This window comes from Pseudomonas sp. FSL L8-0168, assembly GCF_037976155.1.
Classification (GTDB): domain Bacteria; phylum Pseudomonadota; class Gammaproteobacteria; order Pseudomonadales; family Pseudomonadaceae; genus Aquipseudomonas; species Aquipseudomonas paracarnis.
Map to the genome: position 1 here is coordinate 5,048,275 of NZ_CP150262.1, position 13,618 is coordinate 5,061,892.

Below are 13,618 nucleotides of genomic sequence, written 5' to 3' on the forward strand. Positions count from 1 at the left end.
TTGCTGATTTAAAAAGAATAAATATCGATTTATCTAGACGATAAAGGAATATTAAAAATCAGTTCATTGGACTTGGGAACGGCCTGAGGCCAACATCGCTTACAAGGTTCGAGAAGGCCTTGAGACGCTGCAAAAAAGAGGAACTCAGGAAGGGCTTGCGGGGGTTGAGCCCGACTTGAACAGCAAGACACCTTGCCCGGCATTGCGCCGGGCAAGGTTTTACAGTCTTACAACAGCGGGATCGAGTAGCTGACGATCAGGCGGTTTTCGTCCTGGTTACGTGCGTTGGCGATGTCGCTGCGCCACATAGCGTTTTTCCACGCCACGCCGACGTTTTTCAGCGGACCTTCCGGTACGACGTAGGCAACAGTGATGTCACGTTCCCACTCGGACTGGCCGGTGAACTCGGTACGGTTGCTGGCGACGGTGTCGATATGATCACCTTTCAGGTAAACCACACCCGCGGTCAGGCCAGGTACGCCCACCTTGGCGAAGTCGTAGGAGTAGCGAGCTTGCCAGGTGCGCTCGCCGGCACGGGCGAACTTCTGGATCTGCATGTCGGTGGTGATGTAAGCCGACGAGCCGTCACCCTGGTTCAGCCAAGGGAAGTCGCTGCTGCCGTTGCTGACCTGGTAACCGCCACCGAAGGTGTGGCCGGCAACCGAGTACAGGAACAGGCCGCTGTACAGGTTGTTGTCGACTTTGCCACGGCCGGAGTTCACGCCGCTGTAGTTGCCCGTCGAGAAGTAAGCGGACTGGTTGCCGTTGTTACCATCGTCGGAGCTGTTGAAGTAGCGCAGGTCAGACTTCAGCACGCCTGGACCAATGGCCCAGTTGTGGGTCAGGCCCAGGAAGTGTTGCTTGTAGAAATCTTCCAGGTTGCCGTAGTAGTACTGGGCGGTCAGATCCTTGGTGATCTTGTAGTCGCCACCGGCGTAGTAGAACTTGTTGCTCGAACGCCAGTTCACACCACGGCTGTTGGCGCCGGAGATGGACAGGCTTTCGTTGTTGCTGGAGTTACGGCCCTTGGCCTTTTCGATCTGGCCAGCAACCAGGGTCAGGTCCTTGATATCGCTGGAGGTGATCTGGCCACCCTGGAAGGTTTGCGGCAGCATACGACCATCGTTGGTGACGATGACCGGCAGCTTGGGCTGCAAGGTACCCAGCTTCAGTTCGGTTTGAGAGATCTTGGCTTTGGCAGTCAGGCCCAGGCTGGAGTAGTTATCAACGGCTTCGCCATTGGACTTGCTCGGGAAGATCGTGCCGCCGTAGGAGCTGGCAGTCGCGCCGTTGGTGCCACCGCCGGAATCCAGGCGAACACCCAGCAGGCCGATAGCGTCCAGACCGAAGCCGACGGTGCCTTGGGTGTAACCGGAGATGAAACGCAGATCGAAGCCTTGGCCCCATTCTTCGTTGCGGCTCGGGTTGGCCGTGCCTTCGCGGTTATCGGTGTTGATGTAGAAGTTACGCAGGCCCAGTGTGGCCTTGCTGTCTTCGATGAAACCGGCAGCGCCTGCTTGCTGGGCGATTGCGCCCAACGTTACAGCCACAGCCAAGGTGGACTTCTTCATGTACCGCTCCTCTCATTTCTAATTTTTGTATTTCTTTGGTCTCGGGTCTGACGCCCTCGATCCACAGATGCGCGATTAGCGCCAGATAGTGACCACCAAGTCAATCGTAACCTTGTGTGTCTACTACCTTCGTCTAATCGCAGTTGATTTGGTCCCTGCAGGGTAATGAGTTTTTCATACACCCAAAAAGAATTATTTCATTCTTTTTCATACGATCCAGGAATAAGACTTTCCGTGAAGCTGGCCGGTCAGGATAGACGCGCCGCTCCATAAGCTAATTCCTAAAGGGTATTTACTGGTGCTTTTTTAGATCGATTAGTGTTGGCGTATGGTTGCATACGTCACTCACGATCAAAAAGGCGACGCCATCATGGCCAAACGCACATCCTCCCGTCAATTTGTTACAGTTTTTGTATCGCTATTACTTTCTTTGGGTGTCAACGCCGCCGACCTGACGGTGGGCTATCAGACCGGCATCGATCCCAGCAAGGTTCCCCAGGCCGACGGCCTGTACGAAAAAGCCATCGGCGAAAAAATCGCCTGGCGCCGCTTCAACAGCGGGCCAGAGGTAGTCACGGCCATCGCTTCCGGTGATGTACAAATCGGCAACCTCGGCTCCAGCCCGCTCGCGGCGGCGGCCTCGCGCACCCTGCCGATTGTGGCGTTTATCGTATCGGCACAGATCAACGCTTCTGAAGCCTTGGTGGTGCGCAACGGCAGTGGCATCGATAAACCCCAGGACCTGATCGGCAAAACCATCGCCACGCCCTTCGTCTCCACCTCCCATTACAGCCTGCTCGGCGCGCTGAAACACTGGGGGCTGGACACCAAACAAGTCAAAGTGGTCAACCTGCAACCGGCCGAAATCGCCGCTGCGTGGAAACGCGGCGATATTGATGGGGCTTTTGTGTGGTCCCCGGCCCTGGGTGAAATCCGCAAGAGCGGCAAGACCCTGACAGACGCGGCGCAGGTGGGCCAATGGGGCGCGCCGACGTTTGAGGTATGGGTGGCGCGCAAGGATTTTGCGCAAAAACATCCTGAGGTAGTGGCCAAGTTCGCCAAAGTTACCCTGGATGCCTTTGCCGACTATGCCGCCCACAAAGACAGCTGGACGGTGGATTCCGAGCCAGTGCAGAAAATCGCCAAATTGACAGGTTCAAATGCCGACGACATTCCGGAACTGTTGGCCGGTACGACGTTTCCGGATGCGCAGGCACAGCAAACCGCTGCGCTGCTCAAGGGCGGCACGGCGAAGGCGATTGAGGAAACGGCGAAGTTCCTGAAGGAACAGGGGAAGGTAGAGACGGTGCTGCCGGATTATTCGGCCTATGTGACCGACAAATTCATCCCACAATAAATACAGTCTTTGGTGGGAGCTGGCTTGCCCGCGATGCCAGCAACTCGGTCCTGCAGTTAAACCGAGGCGCCGCTATCGCAGGCAAGCCAGCTCCCACACAGAGCAGTATTCTTTTACAGGGCCTTCTCGAAAATCTTCGAGTTGCGCTGATAGTTGTACAGCGACGCCCGCGCCGACGGCAGGCGGTCCACGCTGCTCGGCACAAAACCGCGTTCGCGGAACCAGTGGGCCGTACGGGTGGTGAGTACAAAGAGGGTTTTCAAGCCCTGGGCGCGTGCCCGGGTCTGGATGCGTTCGAGCAACACATCGCCTCGCGCGCCGTGGCGGTACTCCGGGTTCACTGCCAGGCACGCCAACTCCCCCGCATCCGAATCCGCGATCTGATACAGCGCCGCGCAGGCGATGATCATGCCTTCGCGCTCGACCACGCTGAACTGTTCGATCTCACGCTCCAGCACTTCCCGCGAACGGCGCACCAGAATGCCCTGCTCTTCCAGCGGGCTGATCAGGTCCAGCAAGCCGCCGACGTCTTCAATCGCCGCTTCGCGCACCAGTTCGAATTGTTCCTGGGCCACCAGCGTACCGCCACCATCGCGGGTGAACAGTTCGGTAAGCAAGGCGCCATCTTCGGCGTAGCTGACGATATGGCTGCGCCCTACTCCACCCCGGCAGGCTTCGGCAGCGGCATCGAGCAGTTCGGCTTGATAGTTGCTGCCCAGGCGCTGCAGGTGCGCGGGTACTTGCTGTGGGCGCAATTCACGCACCAGGCGGCCGTTCTCATCGATCAGACCGGGATCGGCGCCGAACAGCAGCAATTTGTCGGCGCCCAGGTCGATGGCGGCGCGGGTGGCGACGTCTTCGCAGGCCAGGTTGAAGATCTCGCCGGTGGGCGAATACCCCAACGGCGACAGCAGCACGATAGAGCGCTCATCCAACAGGCGGTTGATGCCCTTGCGGTCGACCCGGCGCACTTCGCCGGTGTGGTGGTAGTCCACGCCTTCAAGCACGCCGATTGGCCGTGCGGTGACCAGGTTGCCGCTGGCCACGCGCAGGCGCGAGCCCTGCATCGGCGAGGACGCCATGTCCATGGACAAGCGCGCCTCGATGGCAATACGCAGATGGCCCACCGCGTCGATCACACACTCCAGCGTCGCAGCATCGGTGATGCGCAAGCCTTCGTGGTAAGCCGGGGTAAGGCCGCGTGCTTGAAGGCGGGTTTCGATTTGCGGGCGCGAGCCATGCACCAGCACCAGGCGCACACCCAGGCTGTGAAGCAGCACCAGGTCGTGGACGATATTGCCGAAGTTGGGGTGGTCCACACCATCGCCGGGCAGCATGACCACAAAGGTGCAGTCGCGGTGGGCGTTGATGTAGGGCGAAGCGTGACGAAGCCAATTGACGTATTCGGGCATAACACCTGGGCCTGTAATAAAAAGCAGCCAAATAAAGGATCAATCGTGAAAGCGCACAGCGGCTGATGGTTATCGTCGGAACAGGCTTGGCGACACGCTCACTCTCCTTATGTACGAATGGGCAAGGGCAAATTTATGCAGGTTTCAGGCAGTAGTGTTCGATCAGTTCCCGCAATAGACGCACTGTAGGCGTCAAGCGTGACATTTCAAGGTATTCGCCCGGCTGGTGAGCGCAGGCAATGTCGCCAGGCCCGAGCACCAGGGTTTCGCAACCGAGGCGCTGAAGATAAGGCGCTTCGGTGCCGAACGCTACTGCTTCGGCACGATGACCGGTCAAACGTTCCGCCACCCGCACCAACTCGGCGTCTTCGGGCTGCTCAAAGGGGGGGACTTCGGGGAACAACGGCGCATAGTCGATCTTGACCTTATGCCGCTCGGCCACGGGTTCGAGCTTCTGGCGAATCGCGGCGCGCAGCACCTCGGGGTCCATGCCCGGCAGGGGGCGCAGGTCGAACTCCAGGGAGCATTGGCCGCAGATGCGATTGGGGTTGTCGCCGCCGTGAATGCAGCCGAAGTTCATCGTCGGCTGCGGCACGCTGAATTGCGCGTTGCGGTACTCGCGCTGCCACGCCAGGCGCAGGCCGCGCAGTTCGCCGATGGCGTCATGCATGGCTTCCAGGGCGCTGTGGCCCAGGCTGGGGTCCGACGAGTGGCCGCTGCGCCCGAGGATGTCGATGCGCTCCATCATCACGCCTTTGTGCAAGCGGATAGGCTTGAGCCCGGTCGGCTCGCCGATCACAGCTGCACGACCTAATGGGCGCCCCGCCTCGGCCAGCGCACGGGCACCGGACATAGAGCTTTCCTCATCACAGGTGGCCAGGATCAACAGCGGTTGCTTGAAGGGTTGGTCCAGCAGCGGCAACACCGCGTCGATAACCAGTGCGAAGAACCCCTTCATGTCACAACTGCCCAGCCCTACCCAGCGACCATCGACTTCCGTCAGCTTGAGCGGGTCGGTCTTCCACAGCGCCGCGTCATACGGCACGGTATCGCTATGCCCCGCCAACACCAAGCCACCGGGGCCGCTGCCGAAACTGGCCAACAGGTTGAACTTGCCGGGGCTGACTGGTTGGATATCGATGGCAAAGCCCAGGTCGCCCAGCCAAGCGGCGAGCAGGTCGATCACCGGGCGGTTGCTCTGGTCGAGAGACGCCTGGGTGCAGCTCACCGACGGCGCGGCGATCAAGGCGGCGAACTGCTCTTTCATGGACGGTAACGGCATGCGCGGTCTCCCAACTTCCCGGATGAACCTCACTATAGAGGCATCTGCGCAACACAATAAACCGTTGCGGCACGTTGCCGGGCTCAGTCCTGTACACTGCACGACCTTGGCAGCCACACTTTTCCCCGGCTGCGCTCCCGATCCTGGATTTTCCGGCCATGCAGAAAGAAACCGAAATCAAGCTACGCGTCAGCCGCGAAACACTCGCCGCGCTGCGTGAGCACCCGTTACTGAAAAAACGCAACAAAAGTGGCTGGGAACGCCGTGAGTTGATGAACCAGTACTTCGACACCCCCGAGCGTGACCTGGCCCAGGCCAAGGTTGCCCTGCGCCTGCGCAAGGACGGTGACGACATCATCCAGACCCTCAAGACCCGCGGCCAAAGCGTCGCCGGCCTGTCGGAACGCAACGAATACAACTGGGACCTGCCCAAAGCCAAGCTCGACGTGAAGAAACTCGATGGCGAGTGCTGGCCCGAGCAACTGGCCGAGCTGGACAAAAAGACCCTCAAGCCGATCTTCACCACCGACTTCGTGCGTGAACGCGCCGAGATCGCCTGGGGCCGTGGCAAGGCCAAGGTGGTGATCGAAGCCGCCCTGGACCTGGGCCATGTGGTGGTCGGCAAGCAGAAAGAAGAAATCTGCGAGCTGGAACTGGAACTGCGCGAAGGCGAACCGGCGGCCCTGCTGGAACTGGCCGCCGAGCTGGCCGCAACCCTGGCCCTGATGCCGTGCGACATCAGCAAGGCCGAACGCGGCTATCGCCTGTATGACGCCAGCAGCTACTCCCTGAGCCTGCCGGCGCCACAGATCCACGCCGAAATGCCATTGGACGACGCCTTCGCCGCGATCCTGTGGCACCTGCTGGGCAGCAGCCAGCGCCTGGCTGAGCAATACCGCTTCAATGGCCACTGGCGCCTGCTGCAGGACTGGGTCGAGAACCTCGGCGAGTTGCGCGCCCTGATCGGCAGCCTCGGTCAGGCCGCGCCGCGCCAATCCACCAGCGAACTGCGCAGCGCCCTGGATGCGTTGCTGGAAGACTGGCGCCCGCTGGTCCAGGCCGGTGACGACGATGAAGACATTCGCAAAGCCGCGCCCGAGCAGTTCATCGAAGAGCTGCAAGACGTGCGCTGGGGCCTGTTCTCACTCAACCTCTCGCGCTGGCTGCTGGCCCGCACCTGGACGGCCGAGCGTAATGTGCGTGGCAACCGCCAGGGCGCTGCGCAAATCACCAACTGGCTGCCACGCCTGTTGGCTGACGACGCCGTCGCCCTGCAACTGCAGCGCTACCAGCAACAGCCGGAAGATCTGGCCGAGCAACTGCCGCGTATCGAACGCATCCAGGCCTGGCTGCACCATGCGCGCCATGTGGTGGACATTCCTGAGCTGGACCGTTTGTACGGCGAACTGAACAAGCTGGCGCACCTGGCCAACCAGCCGATTACCGATGAATCCCTGGATGCGCGTATGCATCAGGCGATTGCGGTGTATCAGAATCGTGCCTGGAAGACCCTTCTGCGCCTGTAATACCGCTATCGCGGGCAAGCCCGCTCCCACATTTCCTGTGGAAGCGGGCTGCCCGCGATGAGGCCCTCCCTGTCAGCGCAAGACTGGCAGGCTGGTGGTGGACTTGATCTCCGACAGCGCCACAATCGAGTTGACCTCCTGGATCCCCGGCACCATCGACAACTTCTCGAAGAAAAACCGCTCGTACGCCTCGATATCCGAGGTGACGATACGCAGCAGAAAATCCACCGCCCCCATCAGCACGTAGCACTCCAACACTTCCGGAAAACCGCGAATCGCCTCGGTGAACTCAGTGAAATTGGAGCGACCGTGGGCGTTGAGTTTGACCTCGGCGAAAATCTGCGTGTTGAGCCCGATTTTCTTGCGGTCCAGCAGGGTGACCTGGCCGCGGATCACGCCCTCCTCCTTGAGCCGCTGAATACGCCGCCAGCATGGCGACTGCGAAAGGCCGACCTGCTCGGCAATCTGTGCACTGGAGAGCGAGGCATCCTCTTGCAGCAAGGCCAGGATGCGGCGGTCGTAGGCGTCCAACTCACTGTGCATAAAAGTACCCATGAATAGGCTTATCTTGAATTGTTCTGGTCGATTTATCGCGAAACAGGCTTATTTTAGATAAGAAATCTCCCCAGGCGAATGTAAAAATTTCTCCAGTCTAAACTGGAGAGTCAGCATGCATGCCGTCGAAACCGCCTACCCCGCCACCCGCGTCGATGCGTGGGCCGCCAATAGCAGCCACTGCCAGGCGCACTATCGCATCGTCGCCGAGGCTGAACCGGACGTGCTGTGCCGGGTGCTGAACTACTTCGCGCTGCAATTGCTCACGCCCACCCAGGTCAGCATGAACCGGGAAGCCGACCTGCTGAGCATCGATATCGTGATGACCGGCCTGAGCTGGCACCGCGCCCAGGTGATCGGTGAAAAGATTCAAAACCTGATCAGCGTCTGCACCCTGGAACTGTGGTCCGCTGATTCCGAGCGGCCTCAAGCGCTGCCGGCGATGGCGCAGTAAAAACCGGCAATACAAGCGCCAGCAGGATCTTCAGCGGCTGGCTAGCCTGGGATTACCCCCACGCCCCAGGAAAACCTGCATGCCCGTCGCCGCTCACGATCACCTCTTGGAACTGCAGCAATTGTTGCCGGCGCTGGTCGAGCAAGGGTTGATCACGGCGCAGGCGGCGCAAAAGGTAGCGCCAGCGTCCGGCAGCCAGCATCCCTTGGAATGCATCGCAGCCCAGGGCCCTTGTCTGGAGATCTTGATTCAATGGCTGGCCCGGCAGGTCGGCCAACCTTACCTGCGCATCGACCCATTGAAGATTGATGTGGCGGCCGTGGTGCCCTTGATGTCCCACGCCTTTGCTCAGCGCCACGGCATTCTTGCAGTCGCGGTGGATGCCCACAGCGTGACGGTCGCCAGTGCCCAACCCCATATCACCACTTGGGAAGCCGGGCTGTCCCAGGTACTCAAACGCACGATCAAGCGCGTGGTTGCCAACCCTCAGGATATTCAGCGCTGTATCAACGAGTTTTACCGCTTGGCCAAGTCCGTCAGCGGTGCGGATCAAAAAATGACGGCGCCTGGCAATGTCGACTTGCTCAGCCTCGGCGCCAGCGACAAGGAGCCGGACGCCAACGACGCGCATATCGTCAACATCGTCGACTGGCTGCTGCAATACGCCTTTGGCCAACGAGCCAGCGACATCCATATCGAGCCCTGCCGCGACCAGGGTCGGGTGCGCTTTCGCATTGATGGGCTGCTGCATGACGTCTATCAATTTCCCCCGCAGGTCACCATGGCCGTGGTCAGCCGCCTGAAAAGCCTGGGGCGAATGAACGTGGCCGAAAAACGCAAGCCCCAGGATGGCCGCGTCAAGACCAGGAACCCTGCGGGTGTCGAAGTGGAATTGCGGCTTTCCACCCTCCCCACGGCATTCGGCGAAAAACTGGTGATGCGAATTTTCGACCCACAGGTGCTGCTCAAGGATTTCGACCAGTTGGGTTTGTCCAGCGCCGACCAGCAACGCTGGCACGCCATGACGCGACGCACCCACGGCATCATCCTCGTCACAGGCCCGACCGGCTCAGGCAAGACCAGCACCCTCTACACCACCCTCAGGCAACTGGCGACCCGCGAGGTCAACCTGTGCACGGTGGAAGACCCGATTGAAATGGTCGAGCCGGCCTTCAACCAGATGCAGGTCCAGCACAACATCGACCTCACCTTCGCCAGCGGCATCCGCGCCCTGCTGCGCCAAGACCCGGACATCATCATGATCGGCGAAATCCGCGACCAGGAAACCGCAGAGATGGCTATCCAGGCCGCGCTGACCGGGCACCTGGTGCTCTCGACCCTGCACACCAACGATGCACCCAGTGCCATCAGCCGTCTGCAGGAACTGGGCATTGCTCACTATTTGATCAAAGCCACGCTCATAGGTGTGATGGCGCAGCGCCTGGTGCGGCTTCTGTGCAGCCACTGCAAGCACCCCGCGGGCCTGGAGGACGATGGCGGCTACGAAGCTGTCGGCTGTGCACACTGCCGTGACAGCGGTTATCGAGGCCGGGCCGGACTGTATGAAATCATGCTCATGGACTCGGCACTCCAGGCGCTGGTCACTCCAGGCGCGGACGTACAAGCCCTGCGCCGTGGGGCACTGGCGCAGGGCATGAGCAGCCTGCGCATGGCCGGCATCGAGAAAGTGAAGGCCGGGCTGACCACGATGACGGAGGTGTTGCGGGTCACGCCAGGGGATTCAGAAACAAATCCTTTGTTTGTTGGGCCATGAAACCGTCCTTATCCGTGACCAGACCGTTACAATCGGCCTAATGTCATTCACTGACACCTTCAGATAGGGAATCGCTATGCAGATCGGAACCGTACTGCTTCTTTTCGTGGGCTTGGCCATCGCCATCCTGTTCATGGGGTTCAAAGTGGTGCCCCAGGGCTACCAATGGACCGTCGAGCGTTTCGGCCGCTACACCAACACCCTCAAGCCCGGCCTGAATATCATCATCCCGGTCATGGACCGCATCGGTCGCAAGATCAACGTGATGGAAAGCGTGCTGGATATCCCGCCTCAAGAAGTCATCACCGCCGACAATGCCACCGTGCAGATCGATGCCGTGTGCTTCTTCCAGGTGGTCAACACCGCCCAGGCCGCCTATGAGGTCAACAACCTCGAACATGCTATCCGCAACCTGCTGCAGACCAATATCCGTACCGTACTCGGCTCCATGGAACTGGACGCCATGCTGAGCCAGCGCGACGGCATCAACGAAAAACTCCTGCGCACCGTGGATGAAGCCACTGCGCCATGGGGCATCAAGATCACCCGTATCGAGATCAAGGATATCAGCCCGCCTGCCGACCTGATGGCCGCCATGTCCGGCCAAATGAAAGCCGAACGGATCAAGCGCGCACAGATCCTCGAAGCCGAAGGCCTGCGGGCGTCGGCGATCCTGACAGCGGAAGGCAAAAAGCAGGCGCAAATCCTTGAAGCCGAAGGCAGCCGCCAGGCAGCGTTCCTGGAGTCCGAGGCCCGCGAGCGCCAGGCCGAAGCCGAAGCGCGGGCGACACAAGTGGTGTCCGAAGCCATTGCGTCGGGCAACGTGCAGGCGGTGAACTACTTCGTCGCGCAAAAATACATCGACGCCCTGGGCAAGCTTGCCTCGGCCAACAACAGCAAGGTCATCCTGATGCCGCTGGAAGCCAGCCAGGTGATTGGCGCCGTGGGCGGTATCGGCGAAATCGTCAAGGCAACCTTCGGCAACCAGAAAGGCTGAGGCCAACACCATGTGGGACTTTTTGCTGCATTTGTCGTTTTGGGACTGGTTAGCCCTAGGCACCGTGCTGTTGATTCTCGAGGTGTTCGGTGCCGGAGGCTACCTGCTCTGGATGGGCATCGCCGCCGCAGCCGTGGGCGTGATCAAGTTCCTGTTCCCGCCGCTGGGGCTGGAATGGCAACTGCTGCTGTTTGCGGTGTTGTCGATACTGACCGCCGTGTACTGGTGGAAACGCCAACGCAGCAGTGCCAAGGCCAGCGATCAACCGGGGTTGAACGAGCGCGGTTCAGAGTTGGTCGGGCGCACTTTCGTGGTGCATCAAGCCATAGTGGATGGCCGCGGCAAGGTCAAAGTCGGCGATGGCGTGTGGATGGTCACCGGTGCAGACGCCCCCGTGGGCGCTCAAGTCCGCGTGGTTGGGCAGGATGGGGTGATTTTAAAGGTTGAAACTGTTTAGTCAGTGATGGAACTGGATCGGGTTAACTACAATCAAAACGTACAGATAACCCACCGGAGTCACCCATCATGCGTCTCAAATATGCTGTCGCAACCCTCGCTGTGCTTTCCCTACCTGTCGGCTCAGCCATGGCCGATAGCTTCTGGCGTAATGTCATCTCGTCGGGCGCCACCACTGGCTCGACTTACCTGACGTTCAAGGACCACAAGCTGGTGGTCGCCGCCCAGGACGACGCAGGCAGCTTCGTCGCCAGCGACGGCGGCATTCGCGGCCCGTACCTGGAAGCGGCCATGCAGAAGGTCCGCGCCGACAACCCTGGCCTCCAAGCCACCGACATGGAACTGGCTAACGCCATCCTGGCGAAGAATGCTGTAACCGAGTAACAACTGCCCTCATAAAAAATGCCGCTTTTTCAAGCGGCATTTTTTTGCCTGCTGCATGACGAATCGTTCATGGATGACAGGCTATATTCAGTCTCAGCGTGCAACCATGCCCTACTGACACGTCTATTTTTCATTGCCTACCTGAAACGGATGCCTTCTTCGTCATGAGCCAACAGCCCTTCCTGCCGTTTTCCAAACCGACCATTGATGAAGCCACCATCGCGGCGGTCGGCGATGTTCTGCGTTCCGGCTGGATCACCAGCGGGCCAAAGGTGCAGGCGTTCGAAGCACAGTTGTCAGACTATTTTGGCGGACGTCCGGTGCGCACCTTCAACTCGGGCACCTGCACCATGGAGATCGCCTTGCGCATCGCCGGGATCGGGCCTGGGGATGAAGTCATCACCACGCCAATCTCCTGGGTTGCCACGGCCAACGTGATTCTCGAAGTGGGTGCCACTCCCGTCTTCGCCGACATCGACCCGGTGACGCGCAATATCGACCTGGCCCAGGTGGAAGCCGCCATTACTCCGCGCACCAAGGCGATCATCCCGGTCTACCTGGCCGGCTTGCCCCTGGATATGCCGATGCTCTACGCGCTGGCCAACAAGTACAACCTGCGCATTGTCGAAGATGCTGCCCAGGCCCTGGGGTCCAGCTGGGATGGAGAACGCATCGGCGCAACTGGCGACTTCGTGTCCTTCAGCTTCCAGGCGAACAAGAACATTACGTCGTCCGAAGGCGGCTGCCTGGTGTTGAACAATGCCGAGGAGGCCCGTCTGGCAGAGAAGTACCGCCTGCAAGGCGTCACCCGCAGCGGCTTCGATGGCCTGGATGTGGATGTGCTGGGTGGCAAGTTCAACATGACCGACATTGCCGCCGCCATCGGCCTGGGGCAATTTGCGCACATCGAGAAAATCACCGCCCATCGTCAGAACCTGGCACGGCACTACTTCAAATGCTTCGGCAGCAATTTCGAAGCCCAATACGGCGCGCAACTGCCGCCGGCCGACTTCGAAAACAGCAACTGGCACCTGTTCCAACTGGTATTGCCGGAGCGCCAGGATGGCCTGCCAGCCCGTGCGACGTTCATGGAGCAGATGCAGGCCCACGGCGTGGGTATCGGCTATCACTACCCGCCGATCCACCTGCTGAGCCTCTATCGGGCACAGGGTTTCAAGGAAGGCATGTTCCCGGTGGCCGAACGTGTTGGGCGTTTGATCGTGTCGTTGCCGATGTTCACGGCGATGACAGAGGCGGATGTGGAGCGGGCTGTAGCGGCGGTTAAAGCCGTACTGAAAAAAGACTGATCACAACAAATCAACTGTGGGAGCTGGCTTGCCTGCGATGCTGGCACCTCGGTGTATCGGTGATACCCGGGTGATCCAATCGCAGGCAAGCCAGCTCCCACATTGAGGTGTGCTGTTGCAGCTGTTGCGTTTATTCGCCGATCGCGGCTTTGTAGCCGGCGGCATCCAGCAGTTTGTCCAGCTCGGCCTTGTCGCTTGGCTTGAGCTTGAAGATCCAGGCGCCGTACGGGTCAGAGTTCAACAGCTCAGGACTGCCACCCAATTCTTCGTTGACGGCAAGCACTTCGCCCGCAATCGGCGAGTAAATATCCGAAGCGGCCTTGACCGACTCCACCACGCCCGCCTGGTCTTGAGCGGCAAACACCTTGCCCACTTCGGTCAGTTCAACAAACACCACATCACCCAAAGCTTCCTGTGCATGGTCGGAGATCCCGACGGTCACGGTGCCGTCAGCTTCCAGACGGGCCCATTCGTGACTTTCGGCAAAACGCAGGTCGGCAGGGATATTGCTCATAGTCTGTGTCCTCAAGATGAAATGTCAGC

13 protein-coding genes are annotated in these 13,618 nt (G+C 60.0%); 8 read left to right on the plus strand and 5 right to left on the minus strand.

The window, feature by feature from the left end; translation table 11 throughout:
• Window positions 1-227: 227 nt before the first annotated feature.
• The gene (locus MHH62_RS23300; RefSeq protein WP_034128998.1) at window positions 228-1,571 is read right to left on the minus strand and encodes an OprD family porin; all 1,344 of its coding nucleotides are present in this window, start codon (window positions 1,569-1,571) and stop codon (window positions 228-230) included.
• 370 nt (window positions 1,572-1,941) lie between these two features.
• Between MHH62_RS23300 and tauA the strand changes: the two genes are divergently transcribed.
• Window positions 1,942-2,928 carry a taurine ABC transporter substrate-binding protein gene (gene tauA, locus MHH62_RS23305; protein WP_339231989.1) on the plus strand — a complete coding sequence of 329 codons (987 nt, stop codon included), beginning with the start codon at window positions 1,942-1,944 and terminating at the stop codon, window positions 2,926-2,928.
• Window positions 2,929-3,041: 113 nt separating this feature from the next.
• Here tauA and argA read toward each other — a convergent pair whose 3' ends face one another.
• Window positions 3,042-4,340: an amino-acid N-acetyltransferase gene (argA, locus tag MHH62_RS23310; RefSeq protein ID WP_014720395.1), complete on the minus strand. Its 1,299-nt coding sequence runs from the start codon at window positions 4,338-4,340 to the stop codon at window positions 3,042-3,044.
• A 133-nt stretch (window positions 4,341-4,473) separates the two neighbouring features.
• Window positions 4,474-5,622 (minus strand): acetylornithine deacetylase, encoded by a 1,149-nt coding sequence (gene argE / locus MHH62_RS23315; RefSeq protein ID WP_014720396.1) that lies wholly within the window; start codon window positions 5,620-5,622, stop codon window positions 4,474-4,476.
• A 158-nt stretch (window positions 5,623-5,780) separates the two neighbouring features.
• On the opposite strand from argE, the gene MHH62_RS23320 reads away from it, so the two are divergent.
• Entirely contained in the window at window positions 5,781-7,148 is a 1,368-nt protein-coding gene (locus MHH62_RS23320; RefSeq protein WP_020301821.1) for a CYTH domain-containing protein, read from the plus strand.
• Between the two features lie 72 nt (window positions 7,149-7,220).
• Here the strand turns inward: MHH62_RS23320 and MHH62_RS23325 are convergent, their stop codons facing one another.
• Window positions 7,221-7,691, minus strand: coding sequence for an Lrp/AsnC family transcriptional regulator (locus MHH62_RS23325; RefSeq protein WP_003195279.1), 471 nt, complete (start codon window positions 7,689-7,691; stop codon window positions 7,221-7,223).
• Window positions 7,692-7,818: 127 nt separating this feature from the next.
• On the opposite strand from MHH62_RS23325, the gene MHH62_RS23330 reads away from it, so the two are divergent.
• From MHH62_RS23330 to MHH62_RS23355, 6 genes are all read left to right on the plus strand, one after another.
• A complete protein-coding gene (locus MHH62_RS23330; protein ID WP_032902253.1) occupies window positions 7,819-8,157 on the plus strand; it encodes a hypothetical protein in 339 nt (112 codons plus the stop codon).
• Window positions 8,158-8,236: 79 nt separating this feature from the next.
• Complete coding sequence (locus MHH62_RS23335; protein WP_339231992.1) at window positions 8,237-9,931, plus strand: GspE/PulE family protein; 1,695 nt, start codon at window positions 8,237-8,239, stop codon at window positions 9,929-9,931.
• 76 nt (window positions 9,932-10,007) lie between these two features.
• Window positions 10,008-10,928: an SPFH domain-containing protein gene (locus MHH62_RS23340; RefSeq protein ID WP_003195285.1), complete on the plus strand. Its 921-nt coding sequence runs from the start codon at window positions 10,008-10,010 to the stop codon at window positions 10,926-10,928.
• Window positions 10,929-10,938: 10 nt separating this feature from the next.
• A complete protein-coding gene (locus MHH62_RS23345) occupies window positions 10,939-11,385 on the plus strand; it encodes an NfeD family protein (protein ID WP_014720400.1) in 447 nt (148 codons plus the stop codon).
• Window positions 11,386-11,453: 68 nt separating this feature from the next.
• Window positions 11,454-11,768, plus strand: a complete 315-nt coding sequence (locus MHH62_RS23350) for a DUF2388 domain-containing protein (RefSeq protein ID WP_003176799.1) — start codon at window positions 11,454-11,456, stop codon at window positions 11,766-11,768.
• Between the two features lie 164 nt (window positions 11,769-11,932).
• On the plus strand, window positions 11,933-13,075 hold the full coding sequence (locus MHH62_RS23355) for a DegT/DnrJ/EryC1/StrS aminotransferase family protein (RefSeq protein WP_014720401.1): 1,143 nt from the start codon (window positions 11,933-11,935) through the stop codon (window positions 13,073-13,075).
• 130 nt (window positions 13,076-13,205) lie between these two features.
• Here MHH62_RS23355 and gcvH read toward each other — a convergent pair whose 3' ends face one another.
• The gene (gcvH, locus tag MHH62_RS23360; protein WP_020301818.1) at window positions 13,206-13,589 is read right to left on the minus strand and encodes a glycine cleavage system protein GcvH; all 384 of its coding nucleotides are present in this window, start codon (window positions 13,587-13,589) and stop codon (window positions 13,206-13,208) included.
• Window positions 13,590-13,618 lie beyond the last annotated feature (29 nt).

Bases quoted from the DNA above. Each gene is read 5' to 3' on its own strand.
- MHH62_RS23350 (WP_003176799.1), top strand. From the start codon at position 11,454: ATGCGTCTCAAATATGCTGTCGCAACCCTCGCTGTGCTTTCCCTACCT.
- MHH62_RS23325 (WP_003195279.1), bottom strand. From the start codon at position 7,691: ATGCACAGTGAGTTGGACGCCTACGACCGCCGCATCCTGGCCTTGCTG.
- argA (WP_014720395.1), bottom strand. From the start codon at position 4,340: ATGCCCGAATACGTCAATTGGCTTCGTCACGCTTCGCCCTACATCAAC.
- gcvH (WP_020301818.1), bottom strand. From the start codon at position 13,589: ATGAGCAATATCCCTGCCGACCTGCGTTTTGCCGAAAGTCACGAATGG.
- MHH62_RS23300 (WP_034128998.1), bottom strand. From the start codon at position 1,571: ATGAAGAAGTCCACCTTGGCTGTGGCTGTAACGTTGGGCGCAATCGCC.
- MHH62_RS23330 (WP_032902253.1), top strand. From the start codon at position 7,819: ATGCATGCCGTCGAAACCGCCTACCCCGCCACCCGCGTCGATGCGTGG.
- MHH62_RS23340 (WP_003195285.1), top strand. From the start codon at position 10,008: ATGCAGATCGGAACCGTACTGCTTCTTTTCGTGGGCTTGGCCATCGCC.
- tauA (WP_339231989.1), top strand. From the start codon at position 1,942: ATGGCCAAACGCACATCCTCCCGTCAATTTGTTACAGTTTTTGTATCG.
- MHH62_RS23335 (WP_339231992.1), top strand. From the start codon at position 8,237: ATGCCCGTCGCCGCTCACGATCACCTCTTGGAACTGCAGCAATTGTTG.
- MHH62_RS23355 (WP_014720401.1), top strand. From the start codon at position 11,933: ATGAGCCAACAGCCCTTCCTGCCGTTTTCCAAACCGACCATTGATGAA.
- MHH62_RS23345 (WP_014720400.1), top strand. From the start codon at position 10,939: ATGTGGGACTTTTTGCTGCATTTGTCGTTTTGGGACTGGTTAGCCCTA.
- argE (WP_014720396.1), bottom strand. From the start codon at position 5,622: ATGCCGTTACCGTCCATGAAAGAGCAGTTCGCCGCCTTGATCGCCGCG.
- MHH62_RS23320 (WP_020301821.1), top strand. From the start codon at position 5,781: ATGCAGAAAGAAACCGAAATCAAGCTACGCGTCAGCCGCGAAACACTC.